Origin of the sequence: Pseudobacteroides cellulosolvens ATCC 35603 = DSM 2933 (genome assembly GCF_001262605.1) — a bacterium.
Classification (GTDB): domain Bacteria; phylum Bacillota; class Clostridia; order Acetivibrionales; family DSM-2933; genus Pseudobacteroides; species Pseudobacteroides cellulosolvens.
On record NZ_LGTC01000001.1, the window covers coordinates 1,908,131 to 1,927,199 of the forward strand.

The following is a 19,069-nucleotide window of genomic DNA, read 5'->3' on the forward strand; positions in this document are numbered from 1 at the left end:
AACTGGTGCTTAATTATTGGAGACCAACTATGATTAGCTTAGGAAGAAATACAAGGTGGTTTAATAAATTTATCGATGAAGTTGAATTCTGTAAAAATAATGGCTTTGATTTTTTACAGGTATGGTATGATTCTAAAGGTTTTAGCCTTGAGAAAGATCCTTATCCGCTTGATACAATAAAGTCTGTCGGTTTTCCTTCAATTATTCATGCTCTTCTAGATATTAATGAAATAGTGGACTTAGCTCCACAATTATTAGATATTTTGTTATACCTTGAGCATAACGAAATTATAATCCATCCAGTTTGCAAAAGTGAAGAAATCAACAAAGAATCCATTAAAAAGTTGACTGAAAAAATGTCTTATATGACGGAATTCTTTGTACCTGAAAGAATTACTGTTTATCTGGAAAATAACAGTAGATTAGATCCTATATTTCATAGCTGCAGCGAAATAGAATATGTTTTTTCAAAGATACCAGCATTAGAGTTTTTAATTGATATAGCACATATAGATAGTTATGATCATTTAAGACATATGGTTAAAATCAAAATGCCAAAAGTATTGCATATTTCTGACAGGCAATTAGAAAAGGTTCATGAGCATTTACCTCTGGGAGATGGCAATATCGATTTTAAATATATTTTTGATGATATTCTTAAAGATTTTGAAGGAAAAGCGATATTTGAGATACCTGAAAGTGATAAAATAATATTAAAATCAAAACGAATATTCAAATCAATATTAAACAGAAGGATGCAAGAACCATGTGGGAGTGGCTTTTGATATAGGAGTGCTAGTAAGAATGAAGACTTAAATACTATACCCGTCAGATTATTTTCATATTAATCGAGTTGACACTGACTATGAAATTGAATATAGAGTTGCATACAATATGCCTGAATTTGATATCATGTTATATAATTATGATGAGTTTATTTCAAGTGGAGTATTTAAAACATATCCTTACAATTTAGATAAAGGATTATGCATTTACCGTGGCTGGATGTTGAAGCCGGATAAATATAAGGAACTTTATGAAAAACTAATTAGCTGAAGATATACGCATCTGTATGCATAAGGAGCTCAGATACTATGAAAATTTGTTTTGTGGATATTAACTCATTAGTCGTGAATGAGTTAAAAAAATTATTTGAAAATGAAAAGATTTTTGAGTTTTATGAAGGGAATATTCTATCTATTGCAAGAGGAGCTATTGTTTCCCCTGCAAATAGTTATGGATATATGGACGGAGGAATCGATGAGGATTATACTGACTTCTTTGGTATTTCACTCCAGAACGCTGTTATGAATAGGCTAGATAGAATTGGTGGCTTTTTACCAGTAGGATCAGCATTTACAATAGAGACTGATAATCAGAGAATTAAGTATTTAATATTTGCTCCTACTATGGAATTACCAGGTGCTGTACCTGCCCATAATTGTTACTTTGCAATGAAAGCCATTTTAAGAGAAATAGATAAAAACAATGGTAGATATGAAGAAGTATATTGTCCTGGTCTTTGTACCTGTACAGGCAGAGTTGAGCCTAATATCGCAGCAGAAGAAATGTATAAAGCATATAAAGACTGGCTAGATGAAAAAAGTATGTTGTAACCATAACTGCTTTTCTGTGATTGGAGGAAAATTATGAGTCACAAACAAGATACAGAATATACACGTGGATATCAAATTTTTGAAAAACTTGTGAGGGGCGATGCTGTCATTGGTCTTTTTACTGACTTAAACGAGACCATACAAATCATGATGGATTGCTTGTGGTGTGCAGCATCCCGCAATAATCCTTTATCTTATCAAGTTATTGGTGATTGCTATTTGGCAGTATTGAAACCAATTGGTGCATTTGATGGTGTATCACCAGAAGATTCAATACATCGTCCTTGGTCTGAGGAAGCAAAGAATGTAATGGATGACGATAAAGCACTCCAATCAGCACTGCGTGCATATTTTGAAGGAGCACGCCTTGGAGACCGGGGTGCACTATTACAATTCTCACAGATGTCACGTTATTCCAATAAGAAAAATCAACATCTTGGACTAGATCTTTTTAATAAACTCGAATCACTATCAGCTATGGAAATTTATCAATGTGGTTTGGTACAGTACTGGCTTGGGGAGTTTGGCTTAAGTGCTCAGAGCCATCTTCGTGCTGCCAATATGGGAAATACAGATGCACAATTCGAGTTGTATATCTACTTTTCACGGGGAATAGGTGTAGAAATAAACCCAGAAATGTCACAGCATTGGTTGCAACGTGCTGCCGAAGCAAATCACCCAAGAGCACTATATAATATAGGTGCTGCGTATGCTTCCGGTTCGAATGTGAAACAGGATTTTAAAAAAGCAGCCTATTATTACGCACGTGCAGCTCAACTTGGTAACGGTCAAGCTGCTGCCATGCTTGCAGTGATGATCCTGATGGGTCAACTGGAAGGCTCAAAGGAAAAAGCTATTAACTGGCTTGATCTTGCTGATGAGTTTAACTATCCAACATGGGAGTTACTTGATACTGTGGGAATTAACGATCCCAGAGAAGCATGAGCAAGTATATTGGCTAAGATTAGTTTATAATATCTCTACCTGCTAAACAATTTATAAATTCACCAACATCCCTTAAGTTCACTATAGTGTTTGACATATTTCAACCCCAATATCTGTAGAATCTTCTCACATTTAATATAATCCATTCCTTCAATCATTCACCCTTGTCACATTTATATTTTTCACCGTAATACTCTTCAACAACTCGAATTTCACCAATAATATGACTGTTAAAATCATCAAGCTCCTCAGCCGGAACCCATAATTCTTTATGGGTTGATGTGCCTACTGTTTTGATTTCAAACCTAGATACATATTCATCGTCAATATCAAATTCTGTAACAAAGCCCGCATATCCTGGTGCACTTTTAGTATTCCAATCCAATGCAATTTGGCGTGCATATTCAATATTCATAACTGGATAAAAAATCGGTTGTTCTGGAAGCCTTGGTGGAAACTTGGTCATTCCAGACTCTTTTATAAGTTTTAGTTCTCTTATTCCTACTGGCCTAAATAGCTTCATATCCTTCAACCTCACAATTTACTAAAAGATTTATATTCATTCTTATAGATACCCGAACCATAAAGTTGCATTTCAGCTCGTTATCGCTCATTATCTAAATTATCAAGCTTAATACTTTTTAATATCTTATCTGCAGCTTTCCTATATTTTTCTACTCTTTTATAATCTTCTCCACAAGGATTTGAAATACGTGATAAATCCATGTTATCCATCAAATCAGCCAGTTTAACTTGGCAAGCAATCTTGTTTTTAATAACTCTATCAATAAAATCATCATAGTCTTCATTATCTCGTTTTGTCAATGCATCTAATGCATCCAAAACCATTTGTGAAAAACCCTCTTCCCTTAAATATTCTATTGAAATATTGGAATCCTCAATCACATCATGCAGAACAGCGCAAATCATTTCAGCTTCATTCTTTCTGTTAAACATTACACGAAGAGGATGCAGTATATATGGTTGCCCAGCTTTATCCTTTTGCCCCTCGTGTGCTGTAGCTGCTATTCGAATAGCTTTATCAAGCATCTAATCACTTCCCCTTTTAAATTTTTATACTTCTATAATCTCGTTGCTTCAGCTATACACATGGCAGCTGCTAAAGGATCACAGCCATTCAAACCTGCACCCCATGCGGCATTTGCCTCAATAACTGCCCAACCTTGTTCAACAATATACGAACTGTATTTTCTTGCAGTAAAGATTTTTGGAACCAGCGGCTTTATAAAGCCTGGATAGCCAAGCTGCTCCGCTTCAGCTATAGTGCTTATATTAACATTCCTTTTTAACCACTCCTCTGACAAATATACCAATAGATCATCAGGTGGTGAAATAAGCTTCAAGTCAAGCTTTTGTGCAAGTACCATACAGAATATATGGTTCCCATATAACCGGATTTTTTCCCTGTCTAACTCCGGAGGTTCCCAGAAACGGCCAATCTTTTTTACCTTACCGCCCTGCTGCTCCCACATTTTAGCAACCTCATCCCTTTCAATATCAGATTTATCAGGAATCACAAGGAGCATGTCTGTAAAATCAGGCATAAAGCTATTAGATTCAAACATATATACGTAGACCCCCTTTAATAATTACACTTCAAACTCACCGATAACTTCTCTTGCAATTTTTTCATAGTCTGTTTGTGATTCACCTAAATATCCTACCGGAGATCTGTACAATTTTATATTACCCATATCTAGAAACAACTTTTTATGCCTGTGTCCAAAAATGATACTTACTTCTCTGTTTTTTGAAACACTTTTAATGAATTCTCCTATTTTAGTACTTCCTTCATAAGCATCAAAAGGACTGGGCTCATCTTTAGGAATTATACACTCTTTAAATGGTGCCGTATGTAATACTACTAGTAATTTCCCGATATTATCAGGCATATTTTGAACTGAATTTTTAAGCTCATCAAATAACATTTCAAACACCATATTATTGGTTAAAGCTTTAAGCCTATCCTTCCAATATGACGAATTGGGTGATTTAAGCCAAACTGCATACTTTGTGTCGTTCCACGTTCCTTCTTCAAATGTGCCTTTAGCGTAATCATTAAAGCTATATAAGCTTTCCAGCCTGATATCAGCCAGGGAGTAGTCATACCAGCCAATGTTTCCGATAATTGCAGTGCTACCAATAATGATGGGCTCAGTTATTGGATATGAAAATCCATTCTGCTGACAGACTTGCGGAATTGCCTGCCTGTATTTATAAAAGCTATCCCTTCCCTTTCTTACGGAGTTATTGGATTCTACCCACACATCGTGGTTACCTGGAACCATAACTTTAAGGCAACTTAATTCACTAAAGAGTTTTAAAGTGTTATCCAAGCTTTCAAGTGAATTAGAAATATCCCCTGCAATTACAAAAACATCAGGATTTATATCCTCAATCCGTTTAACCAAAAATGGTATGAGTCGAGAATTATTTAAAGTAATATCAGCATGTATATCAGAAGTATAAGCTACTTTCATATCATCTCACCTGTAAATTCTAATAATGATTCCTTTTTCTATATCAAATGTACAAATATTAACTATCTCAATTATCACATCAAATTTCAATATATCTATTTTATCATGGTTTACATATAATTTACTAATATAAGCTAAAAAACTATACTATACCAAAAAATGTGATATACTGAATGTGTAATTTCCAGATTAGAAATTGCACATGATATGTTTAAAAATCAACAGGCGGAGATTAATTTTTTAGGGGGACGGACATCATGAAATCAGTTTTCAGAAAATTAATATCAATTCTATTAATTCTTACTCTTGTTATGGGACATGTTTTGGTTTCCAACTCTATTGACTATACAACCTGTATACCAGAACAAATAACAATCAGTGCAACACATGATCCGTCAAAAGTTTTAAATTTTACCTGGACGGTAAAAGACATGAATCTTGTAGAAGGAAATGTTCTTCAGGTCATGGAGAAGACACTATCTACAAAATTTGATCCATTAAAGGCGTTGAAATTCTCTGCTATAGCAAGAAAAGGCTTTAATATGCCGGGAAAACTTGTGATAAAAGCTTCTGCAAACATCCTTAAGCCTGATACCGAATATCTATACCGTGTTGGCAATGAGATTGCAAACATTTGGTCTGAAGGCAGCTTTAAGACTACAATTGACAGTTCAAAAGACACTGATATAAATTTCGTTTATATTGCAGATCCTCAAGTTTATGGAAACGACTCAAAGGCAGCATCTGCAACATTTGAAAAAATATATAACAAGTATCCCAATTCAAATTTTACATATATAGCAGGTGATTTTACAGATGGTGATAATAATGAAAGCGAGTGGGAAGCTTTATTTAATGGTGGTGGGCTTTATCCAAATGGAGGGCAAAAGCTTTTCGCAAACAAAATAACTGTGGGAACTCAAGGTAATCATGATTGGGTTGGTCTGGCAGACCATTTTTCATTCCCTTCCTCTTATGGACTTGATACGGTTTATTCATTTGATGCAGGGCCTGTTCACTTTATTGTTTTAAACAGCAATTACTGTTATCAGGCTATGAGTGAATTTCAAAAAGAGATAGCTTGGCTTGAAAATGATGTTAAGGAATCTCAGAAGCCTTGGAAAATTGTTTTGATGCATAAACCAATATACTCAGGGAGTTATCACGTCTATGAAAACGATACAAGATTCTTACGGCTATATTTGGCCCCCGCGTTGGCTAGATTGGGAATAGATGCTGTTCTTGGCGGTCATGATCATGTTTATACCAGAGGATTTGTAGATTTGAAAGGAAACAATGTCAAGCCTTTAATGCTAACTGATGAAACTGCTGTACAACCGAAGAGTACAAACGAGCTGGGCATTGAGTATAAACCTGTATTATTTATGGGCAATTGTACTAGCGGAGGACTAAAGTGGTATCCTCCCTGCGAATATACTGTATATCCCGATGATCCCCTTGCAGAAAATTACACTTTTCTTGAAAAGAATTCAATGGGAATTACTGATAAACATGAGTATCAAACCTATACCCATGTAAATGTTTCAAAAAACAAACTGAGTTTTACTACTGAAATGTTCCATTATGACCTTGTGAAAGATGAAATAACAACAGAACCTTTTGTTTACGATAAGTATTCAATTATGAAAGAAAATACTTATTCTCCCACAACTACACCTGCTAAAACCTGTAAAATATCAGGCTATGTGAATGTTGAATTTAGCAATTCGGCAGAATCAGCAGGAGAAGTCAAATCAGGGTTTAATATTGGACTTGTTGGAAAAAATTTAAATGCAAAAACAGATGCCAATGGATATTTTGAGATAGCGAACATTCCTGTTGACAATGAGGCAACCACAATAATCGTTAGTAAGCCTGGATATCTCAAAAAAACAATAAGCAATGTTACTATCAATGAAGACAAAGAGTTGTTTTCCAAAACCAATCCTCTTTTTATCATAGCCGGGGATATTGACCAAAATGATTCAATAAACATGGCTGATATAGCAGAGATTGCAAAAGCTTATAATTCAGTAAAAGATAGCAGTTTATACAGAATTGATGCCGATTTTAATGCTGATGGGGTAATAAATATAAAAGATATAATGATTGCTGCAAAAAGATTCAATAAAGTATCTGAGGATTTTAATGAGCTTAACAGTGCTCTATTTTAAAAAAATCAAACCCAAATCCTTCATTGCTTGGTGCCATAATTCTAACGTCTTTAATATTTTATAATTAATTCCAGTACTTCCTTCTCAACATTTAAAACATTATACGTCCCAGAATTAATTATTCTGCTATTATTATACTATAATTCTTAATATATAACAATGTACTTAAATATTTACTTGATAAGGCATACACCATAATTTCTTAGACATTAGAAAATCGACTGTTCTGGAAGTCTTGGCGGAAACTTAGTTATTCCACACCCTTTTATTAGTTTAAAATGTCTTATTCCTACAGGTCTAAAAAACTTCATGTTTATTAGCCTCACGCTTCATCACTCTTGTATTCAATAATATCTCCTGGCTGACAGTCCAAGGCTTTACATATTGCCTCTAGAGTTGAAAACCTAATAGCCTTTGCCTTCCCATTTTTGAGTATAGAAAGATTCGCCATAGTTATTCCAACCTTTTCTGTAAGCTCTGTTACACTCATTTTCCTTTTAGCCAGCATTACATCAATATTAATTATAATCGCCATATTCCTCACCTCATATCGTTAAATCATTTTCTGATTTTATGTCTATGGCTTCTTTTAAAAGCTTTTGAAGTACAGCAGCAAAGACTGCAATGACAGATGAAGCAAAAATAATGAGTAATGGAATGGCTACAAGACCAGGAGCGTCATCTGCATCAGCTATAGGAAATACGAGTGGTGCGATTACAGAATATAAAATACTTATTATGATTGCACAGTATTTTATATTCTTTAAAGCATTTACGGATAATTCCGAAAAAGCTTTACTCTTGTCTATATAACCCAAAAGTTTAAAAGCCTGGTAAAGAGCAAAGAAAAATGTAATTGCTGATGCATACACTCCTGTTAAAATAGGATAGTGCAGATAATCTGCACCCGAAGGCAGCCAGAATATGCATAGGCCAAGAACAGGCATTCCAATAAGAATAACAGCTAGTTTCAAAAAGAGTGTTGTTCCATGTTTCATAAAAAGCACCTCGCTTTTTTTATTTATTTCATTTTAGCACATAATTTATCGTTTTGCAATAAATTATTATCGTATACAATTATACTTTTATTGTTATATTCACTTTCTATAATGAACTAATCCGCAACTTATTGGAGGGCCTTTTAATACATTTATATCATTGTTCCATTATTTACCTTGGATAAAATCATCTGCCTTTTCAGCAATTGCTTTTGACTGTTTCCAATGTAAATAATGTGCTCCTTCTAAATATACTATTTTTTGAATTTCAGGATTTGAGATTACTTCTTTGTGTAACCCCTCCCATGTTGCGTTAAAACCTTTTTGAGCAAGTTCTTTACTAAACACCTTACAAGAATCACGGCTTAATATAAATAGTACGGGAATATTATCAGGATATTTCTTATCATAAAGCATTTTACAATTTTCTTGAAAAAGCCTGCTTTCACTAAGCTGTGCTTTTGAAACGGATTTTCTATTGTACAAAGCAGAGACATTTCTCATATCTTCTTCCGAATAACTTCCGCTTGCTTCCATATCCTTAAGATATGCATCTCCAGAAAGACAAGAAAGTCTTTTGAGACCTGTTGCATCCATAAATCTAGCCAAATAATACAACCCATCTGACACATAGAAATCGCCTTCATATTTAGCTTGATTTGGTACAGCACAATCAATGCCGATCATAGCTTCTATCTCTTTAGGATATGTGTTCATATATTGAAGGCTGTATATTCCTGAAACTGAATGAGGCATCAATATATACGGTGGTTTAATTTCCAATTTTCTTAGTGTACCTCTTATTTCCTCAACAACAGCCTGACTCGTCCGTCTATCACTTGAATCGTCACTTAATCCATATCCCGCATAATCTAAAGTAACAACCTGATAATGATCACTTAATTTGTCAGCCAGCGGCTTAAAATCTATAATTGGACTGGTTGTTCCCATACCGCTTAATAATACAATGGTTTTTTTACCTTTACCGGTAACTGAAACTCTTATGTCCTTGCCATTTACATTCACATTTGTACCAACTTGTCTTAATGCTTTATCCTCTTTCATGCAAACGACCTTATTCCAAATTGTAGTTCCAAGTAAAAATATAATTATTAGTCCAAGGAATATGATAAATATCTTCTTTAATACCCATGCTATTTTTTTAATTTTTTCTCTCATTGTGTTTTCGGAAAAGTAATTATTTTATTTTTTTTATTCTTTCATAAGAGGAATATGTATGGTTACCTTAGCTCCTCCAGTAATTTCATCATTTGCCAGGTGAATTGTTCCGTCATGTTGTTTTATAATTGAATCTACAATGTAAAGCCCTAACCCATAATGATTCTTTCTGCCTCTGCTGGTATCATCCATGTAGAATTGTTCCATACCATGCTTTATGGCATTTGGACTGAAACCACAACCGGAATCTGTAACAGAAATAACTGCGTTGCTTTCTTCTGTAGTAAGAATTATTTTAATAACTCCTTTTTGCGATGTAAAATCCAACGAATTCGATATCAGATTATTAAATACACGTTCAAGCAGAGTTCTGTCTGCTGATAAACAAATATTCTCTTTTTCCTTTTCAGAAATAATTGATATTTCTTTTTCATCCGCAATTCGTGTAATGACTGAAACCACATTATCAAGTATTTCACCAAGATCAATTATCTGCTTATCCAAAACGTAGCCCCTTTCTGCTCGCGTCATCTCCAGAAGCTGAGACAAATATGTTTCAATCTGCTTAAGGCTGATCTTGGCATCTTCAACATAGTCTTTACAAGCATCGTCTAATTTACTACTCTGCAGTAAATCTATGTTGCCTTTCAATACAGTAATTGGTGTCTTAAAATCATGTGCCAGAGCTGAAATCTGGTCTTTGCGGTTTTGTTCAAGACGCCATTGCGTTTCCAGTGCTTTTTTCAAAGCAATTCTCATATCATCCATACTTTCCAATATCTGATCGATCTCTTTTACTCCACTGAGGCAAATATTAAAATCTAAATCCTGCTCCTTGATTTTTTCTGTTACATTTAAAATGGACTGACCTCTTTTTCTTATTCTTTTCACTGTCATTAACGGAATAAAAATTATGAAGCAAACAACAATGCAAAGATATATGATAACAATTGCCAATTCAATATTCGGATACACTTTTGCAGAAAAAATCCCTTTTTTAGCCGTGAAGTATAAGAATATGAGCACACATGTTGTTAATGCGATAATTCCAAATCCGATACCATATACTGCCCTCATTACAATGGATAGAAGCGTTGCCTTATATTTTTTTCTGTTTTTCAAATTTCCCATTTGTACCCAATCCCCCAAACCGTCTGTATAGGTGATACTCCGACATTATCCAGTTTGCTTCTGATATTTTTGATATGGGTTGCAATTGTATTGTCATTACTTTCTCCATCATATCCAAATACAGCTTCATAAATCTGTTCTCTCGAAAATACCTGCCTTTTGTGTCTTGCAAGAAACTCACATATTTGGTATTCACCTTTTGTAAGATTTACACTCTGGTTTCCGACCATAAGTTTCATGCCGTGAAGATCAAACTGAATATCCCCCATTGGCAGTACTACATGGTGTTCACGGCTTTCTCTTCTTAAATGAGCATTTACCCTTGCTTTCAACTCTTCCATACCAAACGGTTTTTTAATATAATCATCTGCACCCAATCCAAATCCATATACTATGTCTTCTTCTTCCGTCTTCGCAGTGATAAACAGTATTGGACAGTCCACCTTATTACGAATCCGCCTGCAAGCCTCAAAGCCATCTGTCCCCGGCATCATAACATCCAATAGTATCATATTAAACCACTGCAGGCTATCCTCATCCACCTCATCAAAGCTCAAACATGATGTGACCGTATGTCCATCCTGAAGTAGAATATTCCTAATTAATTTCAGGATTCTTTCTTCATCATCGACAACAAGTATCTTAGCCATATATACCCAGCCTCTCCCTTATGTTACTTTTCCTTCACTCCTTTCAATAAGATCTTATAATTACTTTTTAAAGATTTTATAAAGATTTTCAAATTTTTATAAATTTAAAATATATCTATTTTGAAAGATATGATGAAATTTTTCCTGCCTAATTATATAAAAAAAAGACATAGAAAACAACTTGGTCAATCATGTCTTTTCAATATACGTTGTAATGTTTTAATCATCATCTGCGATGGTTAGTTTATTATACGATGTCTATAACTAGCCTCGTACCCCCTCAACCACCATTCTTGCACCTTCTTGATAATATTTTATTTCTTTAAATTGTGCATTTTTGAAAAATCGAATCATTTCCTTTTTATTGTAAATTCTCACATCCCCCATCTTGAATAGCGGAATAAAAACATTCTCAATCTGACGAATAATTACTGGAGCGGTAGGATCCGCTATTATAAGTCTTCCTCCGTGCTTTAATATACGATATGCTTCCTTCATAAAGGCTTCAGGATCAACAAAATGATGAAATGCACAACATACGGTGATAATATCAAAAATTTTATCATCAAATGGCGTTTTATTTGCTTCACAAACCTTGAAAACAATATCATTATTATCTTTCTGAGCAGTCTTGATCATTTCCTCGGAGACATCAATTCCAAACCCATGAATTCTGCCCTTTTTCGAGATCATGTTCAGCAGTCTACCGTTTCCGCAAGCTACGTCTAGTACATTATCATTATCCTTTACATTAATATGGTCATATATATACTGCTTAAATGGTGCCGTAAACTTTCCATCGAAAGTATTTTCATATTCACGTGCTTTTCTATTGTAATTGCTACGTGATTGTTCTGTTTTATAATCCATAGCTACTCCTTCTCAACTTCTTTAATTTGACATATAACCTTTGCAATTATAGCAGCAAACTCGGCTCTTGTAATCATATTATCCGGTCTAAAGCTTTTATCCTCATACCCTTTTATAAGTTCAAGTTCAAAAGCTTTTGCCACATAAGCTACTGACCATTTTCCTATCTTGTCATTGTCTTTAAATAGCGTCCCTTTAACTTGCAGATCCTTATATCCTAAAGCTCTTACAAGTATAACAACTAATTCCTGCCTGGTTAAGTTTTTTTCAGCTCTGAATGTATTATCGTCATAACCATTAAATATTCCAGCTTTGCATGCCGCCATTATAGGTTCCCTGGCCCATTCTGGAATATTATCGGCAAATTTCTTATCGTATTCCCCTGCTTCAAGTCCTAATATCTTTACTATTATTGCTGCTGCCGAAGCTCTATCAATTTTATTTTCAGGCTTGAATGTTGAATCAGGATAACCTTTGAGTATCTCCTTTTTCATTAGGTCCTTAATATAGTTTTCCGCCCAATGACCCCCTATATCATTAAGACTGCTAACAAAAACAGCAGTGATATTCATATCTTTTGCTGGGTCAAAAGTTATTATATCTGAAGTTTTATCAATATCAGCGATGCCTTCTCCATCCCAATGGCTAAATTCATATCCATTTTCCGGGACAGCCTTTAAAGTTATTGGAACACCTTTGAAGTACGTTCCAGTCCACGAATCCGGATTGGTAATACCTGGTGTTGATGTTGTTATGTCAATAGAGTTTATCTTAATATGTCCCTTGCTGCTATCAGAATTCAAGCTGATTTTTGATGTCCCTGTCACACCATTACCAGTAAACTTATCTACTATAAATTTTCTCATTTTATCAGGCCTGTCTTTAGCAAATGTTTTCATCTGCTCTACATTTGAATTCCAATCAGTAATCCCCTGCCAGCGGTCGATGTGTTCAGGTATAGATTTTTCTATTTCAGCTTTCATTTCACCAATCCTCTGATTTACCCTTACGGTATCAAAGGATGTATTAATGTTGTCAGCAAAACGGTTAATAAACTCAATTCTGAACTCCGAATTCTGAAGCAATGTTTTGAATAAGAATACTGCCCACTCAAAGTTTCTTCCACTTCTAACACCCTTTTCCACCCCTCCTTGAGGTATTACAGTTGGAGCAGCTGTTTGGGTAGCATTTATAGTTGGAGTAGCACTTGGAGTAGCAGTTGAAGTAACAGTTGGCTCTGCGGCATAGCTTAATGTATCGTGGGATGAATCTCTTATCAATCCGAAACCAAACTCAGTATCCTTTAGAACCCATCTCCATCTTCCATCCTGTCCTGTCGGTGCTTCGGGATGATACTTTCCATCATTTGTCTTGTATTTCCATACAACTACGTTATTTCCCGGCCAGTCTGAATTAGCAAAATATATCTGTGATAATTGGTAGTCGATAAAGTTATCTACATCTATCTTTGTCTTTATGTTTTCATAAACGCTTTTATCTTTTATGGAATTTACCTTTAAATATTCTATAATATCATTAAAATAAGCCTCTTTATCTTCCGTTGTACCTTCATCAATTTCGATTGTCTCTTTAGAACTTAATTTCCATGAAAGGATAGCTAATTTGTTTTTATCAAGATTATAATGAGATGCAAAATAGTATTTGTCGAAACGCTCACGAATATTGTGTATCCCCCAGAATTCACCATTTAAGAACATTACTGACGGCCTATAAGCTTGTGTGCTTACATTAAGATGGGAAACAAGACTTTGCATCAATCCGTCTCTGAACATTGTGCTGCTCCAGTCATTTCCTGAATTTCTCAGCAATAAACGCTTAAATTTATCTATCTCTTTTCCATTTGCATCTTTTAGTCCTGGGAAAATATTATACTTAAAGGTATCCTTGTCACCATAATCATCACTTGCATATATCCTCAATGTCTTTTGTGAATTTCTGCTTGAAGATTGACCATGCAGCTTTGCACCTGCATTCTGGGAAAACCATAAGCTTCCATCCTTGTCATAGGCCTCTACATGGATAGGTACCGGAGAACTGTCTGATGTTTCTGTGGCTTGTGAACTTTTAGTAAAATATATTCCCTTTGAGCTGTCAAAAAAATTGGATTTGTCAGTCACAATAGATATAACAGGAAGATTGTATCGTTTAAAAATATCCGAATCTACAAAATATGAATTAGTAATAATTTTACTTTTTACTCCTTTATCACTGTAAGCAGCAGCCTTTATTGTCCACCCCTTAAACACTTCACCATTTGGTGCTTTCCATTTACTTGATGTTGAAATAAGTGAGAGCACATCAGGTTCCCCTGCTCTGCTCTTTATGGGTATACTTTCTGTGTACTTTATTGTTCCTACATCTCCAGGTGCAGGATCTGATCCATCTAAGGTATAATATACTGCCTCGCACGTGCTGAGAGCATCTTTTGTATCATCTACATAATCACTTGTACTTAAAATTAGATCAAAAGCATCTGTATAAAGTCCTCCTTTTTTAGAAAAAACAGGTGGCTTAATGAGTAAAACCCCTTCACTATTTGATTTTCCCGGAGTAGCTTTCGAAAATATAACATAGGAAGAACATCCATCAATTTTTGCACCATATGACTCATTGTTGGACAAACCTCCATATTTAACCGAATCACAAATCAATCCATCAGAATTTACCAGAGTTATGGTCTCACCTGATGCCCCAAGCTTAAAATTAGTATGTAATTGGCCATCTGCGGTAACTTTATCCTTGCCGGAAGCCCAGATAAGCAAACATCCATTTGCCGGTACTATTCCTTTCGGAAATGTCCATGTAGCATCACTGTCAGATATTCTATACCCTGACAAATCAATTGCCTTAGTGCTTGTATTATAAATTTCTATCCAATCGGAATAAGTTCCGCCTTTGATTCCGTCATCATCATCAAGCAAATCTCCATCCCTTAAGGTAGAAGTGCTTGATGCCATAATTTCATTTATATGTAGAATGCTATCTTTGCTAGTTCTAGATAAAGCTTTTGCATATCCTGCCGGAAAAATTGCTGATGAAATAACAAATACTGTGGATAATAAAATGCATAAAAACTTCCTCAATTTATACTCTCCCCTTCAAAACTTAATTGAAATTATCCTTCCCAAGAAATATTGGAATGGAATATTCCCTTTTTGAAGGCTTATAAATGAAATTTAGGTATTCTTTTAAATCTTCGCCTTTAACTTCAAATTGCAGTTTAATTGACTTTGATTGGCCAGGTTCAACAGTTTGAATTTCATTAGTAATGGTATTTACTATTTTATCTTGGCTATCTCTTAATTTAAAATCCTTTGAAAGATCAATATTAATTGGTGTCGAGCTGATATTTGCAAAGTTAAAACCAAAATGTACCAAATATTTATTTTCTTCTAATCTATATCCACCTTGAGTACCATTCATTTGAATTTTAAATTTGTTTGTTAATACTGAATTTTCGTCAAAATACGGTGCATTAGTTACCTCAATCCTTTTACCCTCAGAATTCCAAGTTACATTAGCTTTAAAACAATCTGAGAAATCTCTCAAAGGAACATAAGCCGTATCTCCAACAGTTAGGATAGGTTTATTGGTTTTAAATTGATTTCCATCTACAAGGATAGTTAAGGCCGCTTTCTGAACTTTTATTATATCTTCAGCATAAGCAATACTAAATGATATAATACACCCTATGAGTAGACTAACAATAACTTTTTTCATACGAATACCTCCTTATAATCCCACATTTAGCCTGTATTAACCTTAGCATAAATGCATAAGTTAATATTTAACAATAATTCAACTCTAAATTAATCATACCTTATTAGCAATCTTTTTAAAAGAATTTTGTATAATCCACAACTTCATACAATTCATATCATAATTGTAAAAATCAAACTAAAAGCTGGAATAAGTCCTTATTTTAGGCCATTCCAGCTTTTAGTCTATTACATGCAATTACACCAATACTTCTATATAGTTGTCCAAGTTTTGGATTATCCTTTATTACCAGTAATAGTAATAATACCGATCATCCCCATCAGGTTCTAAAGTTGGACTTGGAATAGCAATAGTAGGAGTTGGCGTACTTGTTAACACATAAGCTGGTATTGTAGATGTTTCGCCAACATTATAATCTAATATCATATTTCCATCCCAATCAGTTATTATTGTACCTTTTAATGCTCCAGGCATAGTATCACAGTTTTCCAAACGTATCTTTGTAGTTTCGTATTTAAGTATTTTAAAATATATAACAGCTATGGAACCTGATGATTCAGCTACGCCTGAGTTTTTATACGAATCAACTGCCAAATAAGTTCTTCCAAAGTTTAGAACACCATTTTGCAGGTCGTGTTTTGCAAAATCTGTTGGTATATATCTTTTGGTTAATAGGCTACCTATCTCAACCGGAGATTGAGAATCATATTCTGATCCGTCGGAGTAAACAGGTCTAAGAACTTGAGGATCGTATACAAGATTTGCCTGATATCCGGAAAAATTAGCAATGTTCTTTATGTTAAGAGTTACTTTAAGCATATTTAAAGGTTCTTTGCTATAACTTATGTATAATCCTTCAGGTTGAACGGTTGGAACCGGAGTAGAAGTTGGAGTCGGAACAGGTGTTAATGTTGGTGTTATAATCGGGGTAACATAAGGGGTAACTGTAGGTGATGGAACTAATGTAGACTGCACTGGAAATATTTTTATCATCCCCAAAAGATGCTGACGCATGTAAGCATAATCATCTGAATTATATAATCCGTTGCCATCAACATCGCAAGTAGCTGGAACAATCTCTTTATCTATCATATTAAGCATGAACTGCCTGAATAATGCATAGTCATCCGAGTCAAAATTGCCATCATTGTCAAAATCTCCGTAAACAGTCACTGGTGTATCAGAGGACGCAAATGCTGATAACGAAAAGAAAGTGGTTAGAATAAAACTCACGGCCAATAGCACAATAGCCTTTTTACCTTTCATTGTAAAACCTCCTAATAATATAGTCTCCATACCTCTTTACTTATCAATTTTCAAATAATTATATTTGTATGGAACGTGGATACCATAAAAACTGGAACAAAACCCTTCCAGGCTATCCCAGTTTTTGTGGTATTTCCAATGTTTGTATTAGTAATTATATTAATTGATTCTCGATTATGTAATGCTATCTACAACTATTCATTAAAATCGAACATACCTTATTCATAATGGTTTAAAACAGCATTTTAATAATTATCCCAATCATCGTATGGATCTGGCACTGCCGTTGGGGCCTTAGTTGGTGCTGGTGTTGTCGGTGCTGGCGTTGTCGGTGCTGGCGTTGTCGGTGCTGGCGTTGTTGGTGCTGGTGTTGTTGGTGCTGGTGTTGAGCCATAGTTATACCAATCATCGTATGGATCTGGTGTTGGCGTTGGAGCCTTAGTTGGCGTAGGTGTTGCTGCCGGAGCTACATATGATGAAGTTGAATAAGAAGTTGCCGGTGTTGCCGTAGCCGTTGCTGCCGGGGTCGGTGTTGCTGCCGGTGTTACTGTTGCGGGTGTTGCAGCAGGTGTTACTGTTGCTGCTGGAGTTGTTGTTATCATTGCTCCTGGAATAGGTGTAACTTCTGGAGTTGTAGTTACTCCCATATCAACTTCAGCCTGTTTGAGTTTATCATTCCAATCTACCTTTACACCTAAAGCATCACCTAATACTCTCAAAGGTAAAAATGTTCTTCCTTCAACTACTACTGGCGGGTATTCGGAATCAAGTTCATCACCACGCACTATTACTTTAAATTCTGCCTTTAATGCCTTCCAGCTTTTATTTTTCCATTTTGCTTTTTCAGAATCGGATAATGCTGTCTCAGTCTTGGCTGTATCATTTAAATCTATAGCCATTCCAACTTCAGCCTGCTTTAATTTGTCATTCCACTCAACCGAAACACCTAATACATTTCCCATAGCCCTTAAAGGCAAATATGTTCTACTTTCAATAACTATCGGAGGAGTCTCAGAAACATATTCCTGTCCCCGAACCATTACTTTAAATAATGCTTTTGTTGCTGTCCAATTTGTTGGACCCGCATTGGCAAAAATGCAAGTTGACAATATTCCCCCAATTACTAAACCGCTTAATAACCTTTTCATAATTGAATACACTCCTTTAAAATTTATATATAGTTTACTAAACTTTCCCACATAGAAATCAGATCAAGTTTTATTAATATACATTTTTTTGTGATATACAATATCACTTATTAAATATTCACTATCGATAGTTAAAGCAATGGTATGCAGCCGATGCTGTAAGATTATACCTCTGTTTGTGCTTTGGATTTACGACTTTTAATAAATGTTATAAAAGCTGGTAAAGTTGTTACAACCACAATACCAACAATTACAAAGGTAAAGTTTTCCTTAACTGCTGGAATATTGCCAAAGAAATAACCCAACAGCATGAAAGATATAATCCAGGAAATACCACCAATGGCATTATACATGGTAAAACTGGCAAAATTCATTTTCCCTATACCTGCTACAAAAGGTGCAAATGTACGAATGATCGGGAAGAACCTTGATAATATGATTGCCTTGCCTCCATGTTTATCGAAGAAAGTGTGAGTCCTATCAATGTGTTCCTTTTTAACAAGACGGATTTTTTTAAATCCAATAATCTTGTCCCCAATAAATCTTCCGATAAAGTAGTTTGTTGTATTTCCCAATATAGCAGCAGTTACTAAAAGTATAAATGCAAGCTTTATATTCACACTGCTGTAAAGTGCACCTAATGCAAAAAGAAATGAATCCCCCGGCAAAAACGGTGTAACTACCAATCCAGTCTCACAAAATATAATCAAAAATAGAATCATATAAGCCCAAGCACCATAATTCAGAAAAATCTCTGCAAGATGCTTATCAATGTGCAGTGCAAAATCGATTAACTGTGTTATTATTTCCACTAAATTCCCGCCTCCTTTCTATGGTTACCAAATCTTTA

Annotated in this window: 19 protein-coding genes; 4 read left to right on the top strand and 15 right to left on the bottom strand. The window is 34.9% G+C overall.

Going from position 1 to position 19,069, the window contains the following annotated elements; all coding sequences use genetic code 11:
* Positions 1-29: 29 nt before the first annotated feature.
* The 3 genes from Bccel_RS07860 (at position 30) to Bccel_RS07870 (ending at position 2,561) form a co-directional block, all read left to right on the top strand.
* The gene (locus Bccel_RS07860; RefSeq protein ID WP_036941419.1) at positions 30-785 is read left to right on the top strand and encodes a TIM barrel protein; all 756 of its coding nucleotides are present in this window, start codon (positions 30-32) and stop codon (positions 783-785) included.
* 309 nt (positions 786-1,094) lie between these two features.
* Positions 1,095-1,616 carry a macro domain-containing protein gene (locus Bccel_RS07865; RefSeq protein WP_036941417.1) on the top strand — a complete coding sequence of 174 codons (522 nt, stop codon included), beginning with the start codon at positions 1,095-1,097 and terminating at the stop codon, positions 1,614-1,616.
* A 147-nt stretch (positions 1,617-1,763) separates the two neighbouring features.
* Positions 1,764-2,561, top strand: coding sequence for a tetratricopeptide repeat protein (locus Bccel_RS07870; RefSeq protein WP_160317703.1), 798 nt, complete (start codon positions 1,764-1,766; stop codon positions 2,559-2,561).
* Positions 2,562-2,715: 154 nt separating this feature from the next.
* Here the strand turns inward: Bccel_RS07870 and Bccel_RS07875 are convergent, their stop codons facing one another.
* From Bccel_RS07875 to Bccel_RS07890, 4 genes are all read right to left on the bottom strand, one after another.
* Positions 2,716-3,084 carry a hypothetical protein gene (locus tag Bccel_RS07875; protein WP_036941415.1) on the bottom strand — a complete coding sequence of 123 codons (369 nt, stop codon included), beginning with the start codon at positions 3,082-3,084 and terminating at the stop codon, positions 2,716-2,718.
* An 80-nt stretch (positions 3,085-3,164) separates the two neighbouring features.
* Positions 3,165-3,611 (bottom strand): HD domain-containing protein, encoded by a 447-nt coding sequence (locus Bccel_RS07880; protein WP_036941413.1) that lies wholly within the window; start codon positions 3,609-3,611, stop codon positions 3,165-3,167.
* 32 nt (positions 3,612-3,643) lie between these two features.
* A complete protein-coding gene (locus Bccel_RS30900) occupies positions 3,644-4,147 on the bottom strand; it encodes a hypothetical protein (RefSeq protein WP_036941411.1) in 504 nt (167 codons plus the stop codon).
* A 24-nt stretch (positions 4,148-4,171) separates the two neighbouring features.
* Positions 4,172-5,062 (bottom strand): metallophosphoesterase, encoded by an 891-nt coding sequence (locus tag Bccel_RS07890; protein WP_036941409.1) that lies wholly within the window; start codon positions 5,060-5,062, stop codon positions 4,172-4,174.
* Between the two features lie 257 nt (positions 5,063-5,319).
* Here Bccel_RS07890 and Bccel_RS07895 point away from each other — a divergent pair, with 257 nt between their 5' ends.
* On the top strand, positions 5,320-7,236 hold the full coding sequence (locus tag Bccel_RS07895) for a metallophosphoesterase (protein WP_036941407.1): 1,917 nt from the start codon (positions 5,320-5,322) through the stop codon (positions 7,234-7,236).
* Between the two features lie 322 nt (positions 7,237-7,558).
* Here Bccel_RS07895 and Bccel_RS07900 read toward each other — a convergent pair whose 3' ends face one another.
* The 11 genes from Bccel_RS07900 to Bccel_RS07950 form a co-directional block, all read right to left on the bottom strand.
* Positions 7,559-7,771, bottom strand: a complete 213-nt coding sequence (locus Bccel_RS07900; RefSeq protein WP_036941404.1) for a helix-turn-helix domain-containing protein — start codon at positions 7,769-7,771, stop codon at positions 7,559-7,561.
* A 10-nt stretch (positions 7,772-7,781) separates the two neighbouring features.
* Positions 7,782-8,234 (bottom strand): DUF2975 domain-containing protein, encoded by a 453-nt coding sequence (locus tag Bccel_RS07905; RefSeq protein ID WP_036941402.1) that lies wholly within the window; start codon positions 8,232-8,234, stop codon positions 7,782-7,784.
* A 168-nt stretch (positions 8,235-8,402) separates the two neighbouring features.
* A complete protein-coding gene (locus tag Bccel_RS07910) occupies positions 8,403-9,299 on the bottom strand; it encodes an alpha/beta hydrolase (protein ID WP_050753258.1) in 897 nt (298 codons plus the stop codon).
* 147 nt (positions 9,300-9,446) lie between these two features.
* Positions 9,447-10,544, bottom strand: coding sequence for a sensor histidine kinase (locus tag Bccel_RS07915; protein WP_036941401.1), 1,098 nt, complete (start codon positions 10,542-10,544; stop codon positions 9,447-9,449).
* Positions 10,532-11,194, bottom strand: a complete 663-nt coding sequence (locus tag Bccel_RS07920) for a response regulator transcription factor (protein WP_036941399.1) — start codon at positions 11,192-11,194, stop codon at positions 10,532-10,534. The genes Bccel_RS07915 and Bccel_RS07920 overlap by 13 nt, the downstream gene beginning before the upstream one ends.
* A 264-nt stretch (positions 11,195-11,458) precedes the next feature.
* Positions 11,459-12,064: a class I SAM-dependent methyltransferase gene (locus Bccel_RS07925; RefSeq protein ID WP_036941397.1), complete on the bottom strand. Its 606-nt coding sequence runs from the start codon at positions 12,062-12,064 to the stop codon at positions 11,459-11,461.
* A gap of 2 nt (positions 12,065-12,066) precedes the next feature.
* Positions 12,067-15,168 (bottom strand): CotH kinase family protein, encoded by a 3,102-nt coding sequence (locus Bccel_RS07930; RefSeq protein ID WP_050753259.1) that lies wholly within the window; start codon positions 15,166-15,168, stop codon positions 12,067-12,069.
* Between the two features lie 22 nt (positions 15,169-15,190).
* Entirely contained in the window at positions 15,191-15,805 is a 615-nt protein-coding gene (locus tag Bccel_RS07935; RefSeq protein ID WP_036941395.1) for a stalk domain-containing protein, read from the bottom strand.
* 285 nt (positions 15,806-16,090) lie between these two features.
* On the bottom strand, positions 16,091-17,071 hold the full coding sequence (locus Bccel_RS07940) for a cohesin domain-containing protein (protein WP_036941393.1): 981 nt from the start codon (positions 17,069-17,071) through the stop codon (positions 16,091-16,093).
* 245 nt (positions 17,072-17,316) lie between these two features.
* Positions 17,317-18,219, bottom strand: a complete 903-nt coding sequence (locus Bccel_RS07945; RefSeq protein ID WP_036941391.1) for a copper amine oxidase N-terminal domain-containing protein — start codon at positions 18,217-18,219, stop codon at positions 17,317-17,319.
* Between the two features lie 164 nt (positions 18,220-18,383).
* The gene (locus Bccel_RS07950; protein ID WP_036941389.1) at positions 18,384-19,031 is read right to left on the bottom strand and encodes a DedA family protein; all 648 of its coding nucleotides are present in this window, start codon (positions 19,029-19,031) and stop codon (positions 18,384-18,386) included.
* Positions 19,032-19,069 lie beyond the last annotated feature (38 nt).

Excerpts from the sequence above, each read along its gene's own strand:
- Bccel_RS07900 (WP_036941404.1), bottom strand. The coding sequence starts at position 7,771 with ATGGCGATTATAATTAATATTGATGTAATGCTGGCTAAAAGGAAAATG.
- Bccel_RS07940 (WP_036941393.1), bottom strand. The coding sequence starts at position 17,071 with ATGAAAGGTAAAAAGGCTATTGTGCTATTGGCCGTGAGTTTTATTCTA.
- Bccel_RS07905 (WP_036941402.1), bottom strand. The coding sequence starts at position 8,234 with ATGAAACATGGAACAACACTCTTTTTGAAACTAGCTGTTATTCTTATT.
- Bccel_RS07895 (WP_036941407.1), top strand. The coding sequence starts at position 5,320 with ATGAAATCAGTTTTCAGAAAATTAATATCAATTCTATTAATTCTTACT.
- Bccel_RS30900 (WP_036941411.1), bottom strand. The coding sequence starts at position 4,147 with ATGTTTGAATCTAATAGCTTTATGCCTGATTTTACAGACATGCTCCTT.
- Bccel_RS07875 (WP_036941415.1), bottom strand. The coding sequence starts at position 3,084 with ATGAAGCTATTTAGGCCAGTAGGAATAAGAGAACTAAAACTTATAAAA.
- Bccel_RS07920 (WP_036941399.1), bottom strand. The coding sequence starts at position 11,194 with ATGGCTAAGATACTTGTTGTCGATGATGAAGAAAGAATCCTGAAATTA.
- Bccel_RS07945 (WP_036941391.1), bottom strand. The coding sequence starts at position 18,219 with ATGAAAAGGTTATTAAGCGGTTTAGTAATTGGGGGAATATTGTCAACT.
- Bccel_RS07870 (WP_160317703.1), top strand. The coding sequence starts at position 1,764 with ATGATGGATTGCTTGTGGTGTGCAGCATCCCGCAATAATCCTTTATCT.
- Bccel_RS07890 (WP_036941409.1), bottom strand. The coding sequence starts at position 5,062 with ATGAAAGTAGCTTATACTTCTGATATACATGCTGATATTACTTTAAAT.
- Bccel_RS07860 (WP_036941419.1), top strand. The coding sequence starts at position 30 with ATGATTAGCTTAGGAAGAAATACAAGGTGGTTTAATAAATTTATCGAT.
- Bccel_RS07865 (WP_036941417.1), top strand. The coding sequence starts at position 1,095 with ATGAAAATTTGTTTTGTGGATATTAACTCATTAGTCGTGAATGAGTTA.
- Bccel_RS07935 (WP_036941395.1), bottom strand. The coding sequence starts at position 15,805 with ATGAAAAAAGTTATTGTTAGTCTACTCATAGGGTGTATTATATCATTT.
- Bccel_RS07925 (WP_036941397.1), bottom strand. The coding sequence starts at position 12,064 with ATGGATTATAAAACAGAACAATCACGTAGCAATTACAATAGAAAAGCA.
- Bccel_RS07910 (WP_050753258.1), bottom strand. The coding sequence starts at position 9,299 with ATGAAAGAGGATAAAGCATTAAGACAAGTTGGTACAAATGTGAATGTA.
- Bccel_RS07915 (WP_036941401.1), bottom strand. The coding sequence starts at position 10,544 with ATGGGAAATTTGAAAAACAGAAAAAAATATAAGGCAACGCTTCTATCC.
- Bccel_RS07880 (WP_036941413.1), bottom strand. The coding sequence starts at position 3,611 with ATGCTTGATAAAGCTATTCGAATAGCAGCTACAGCACACGAGGGGCAA.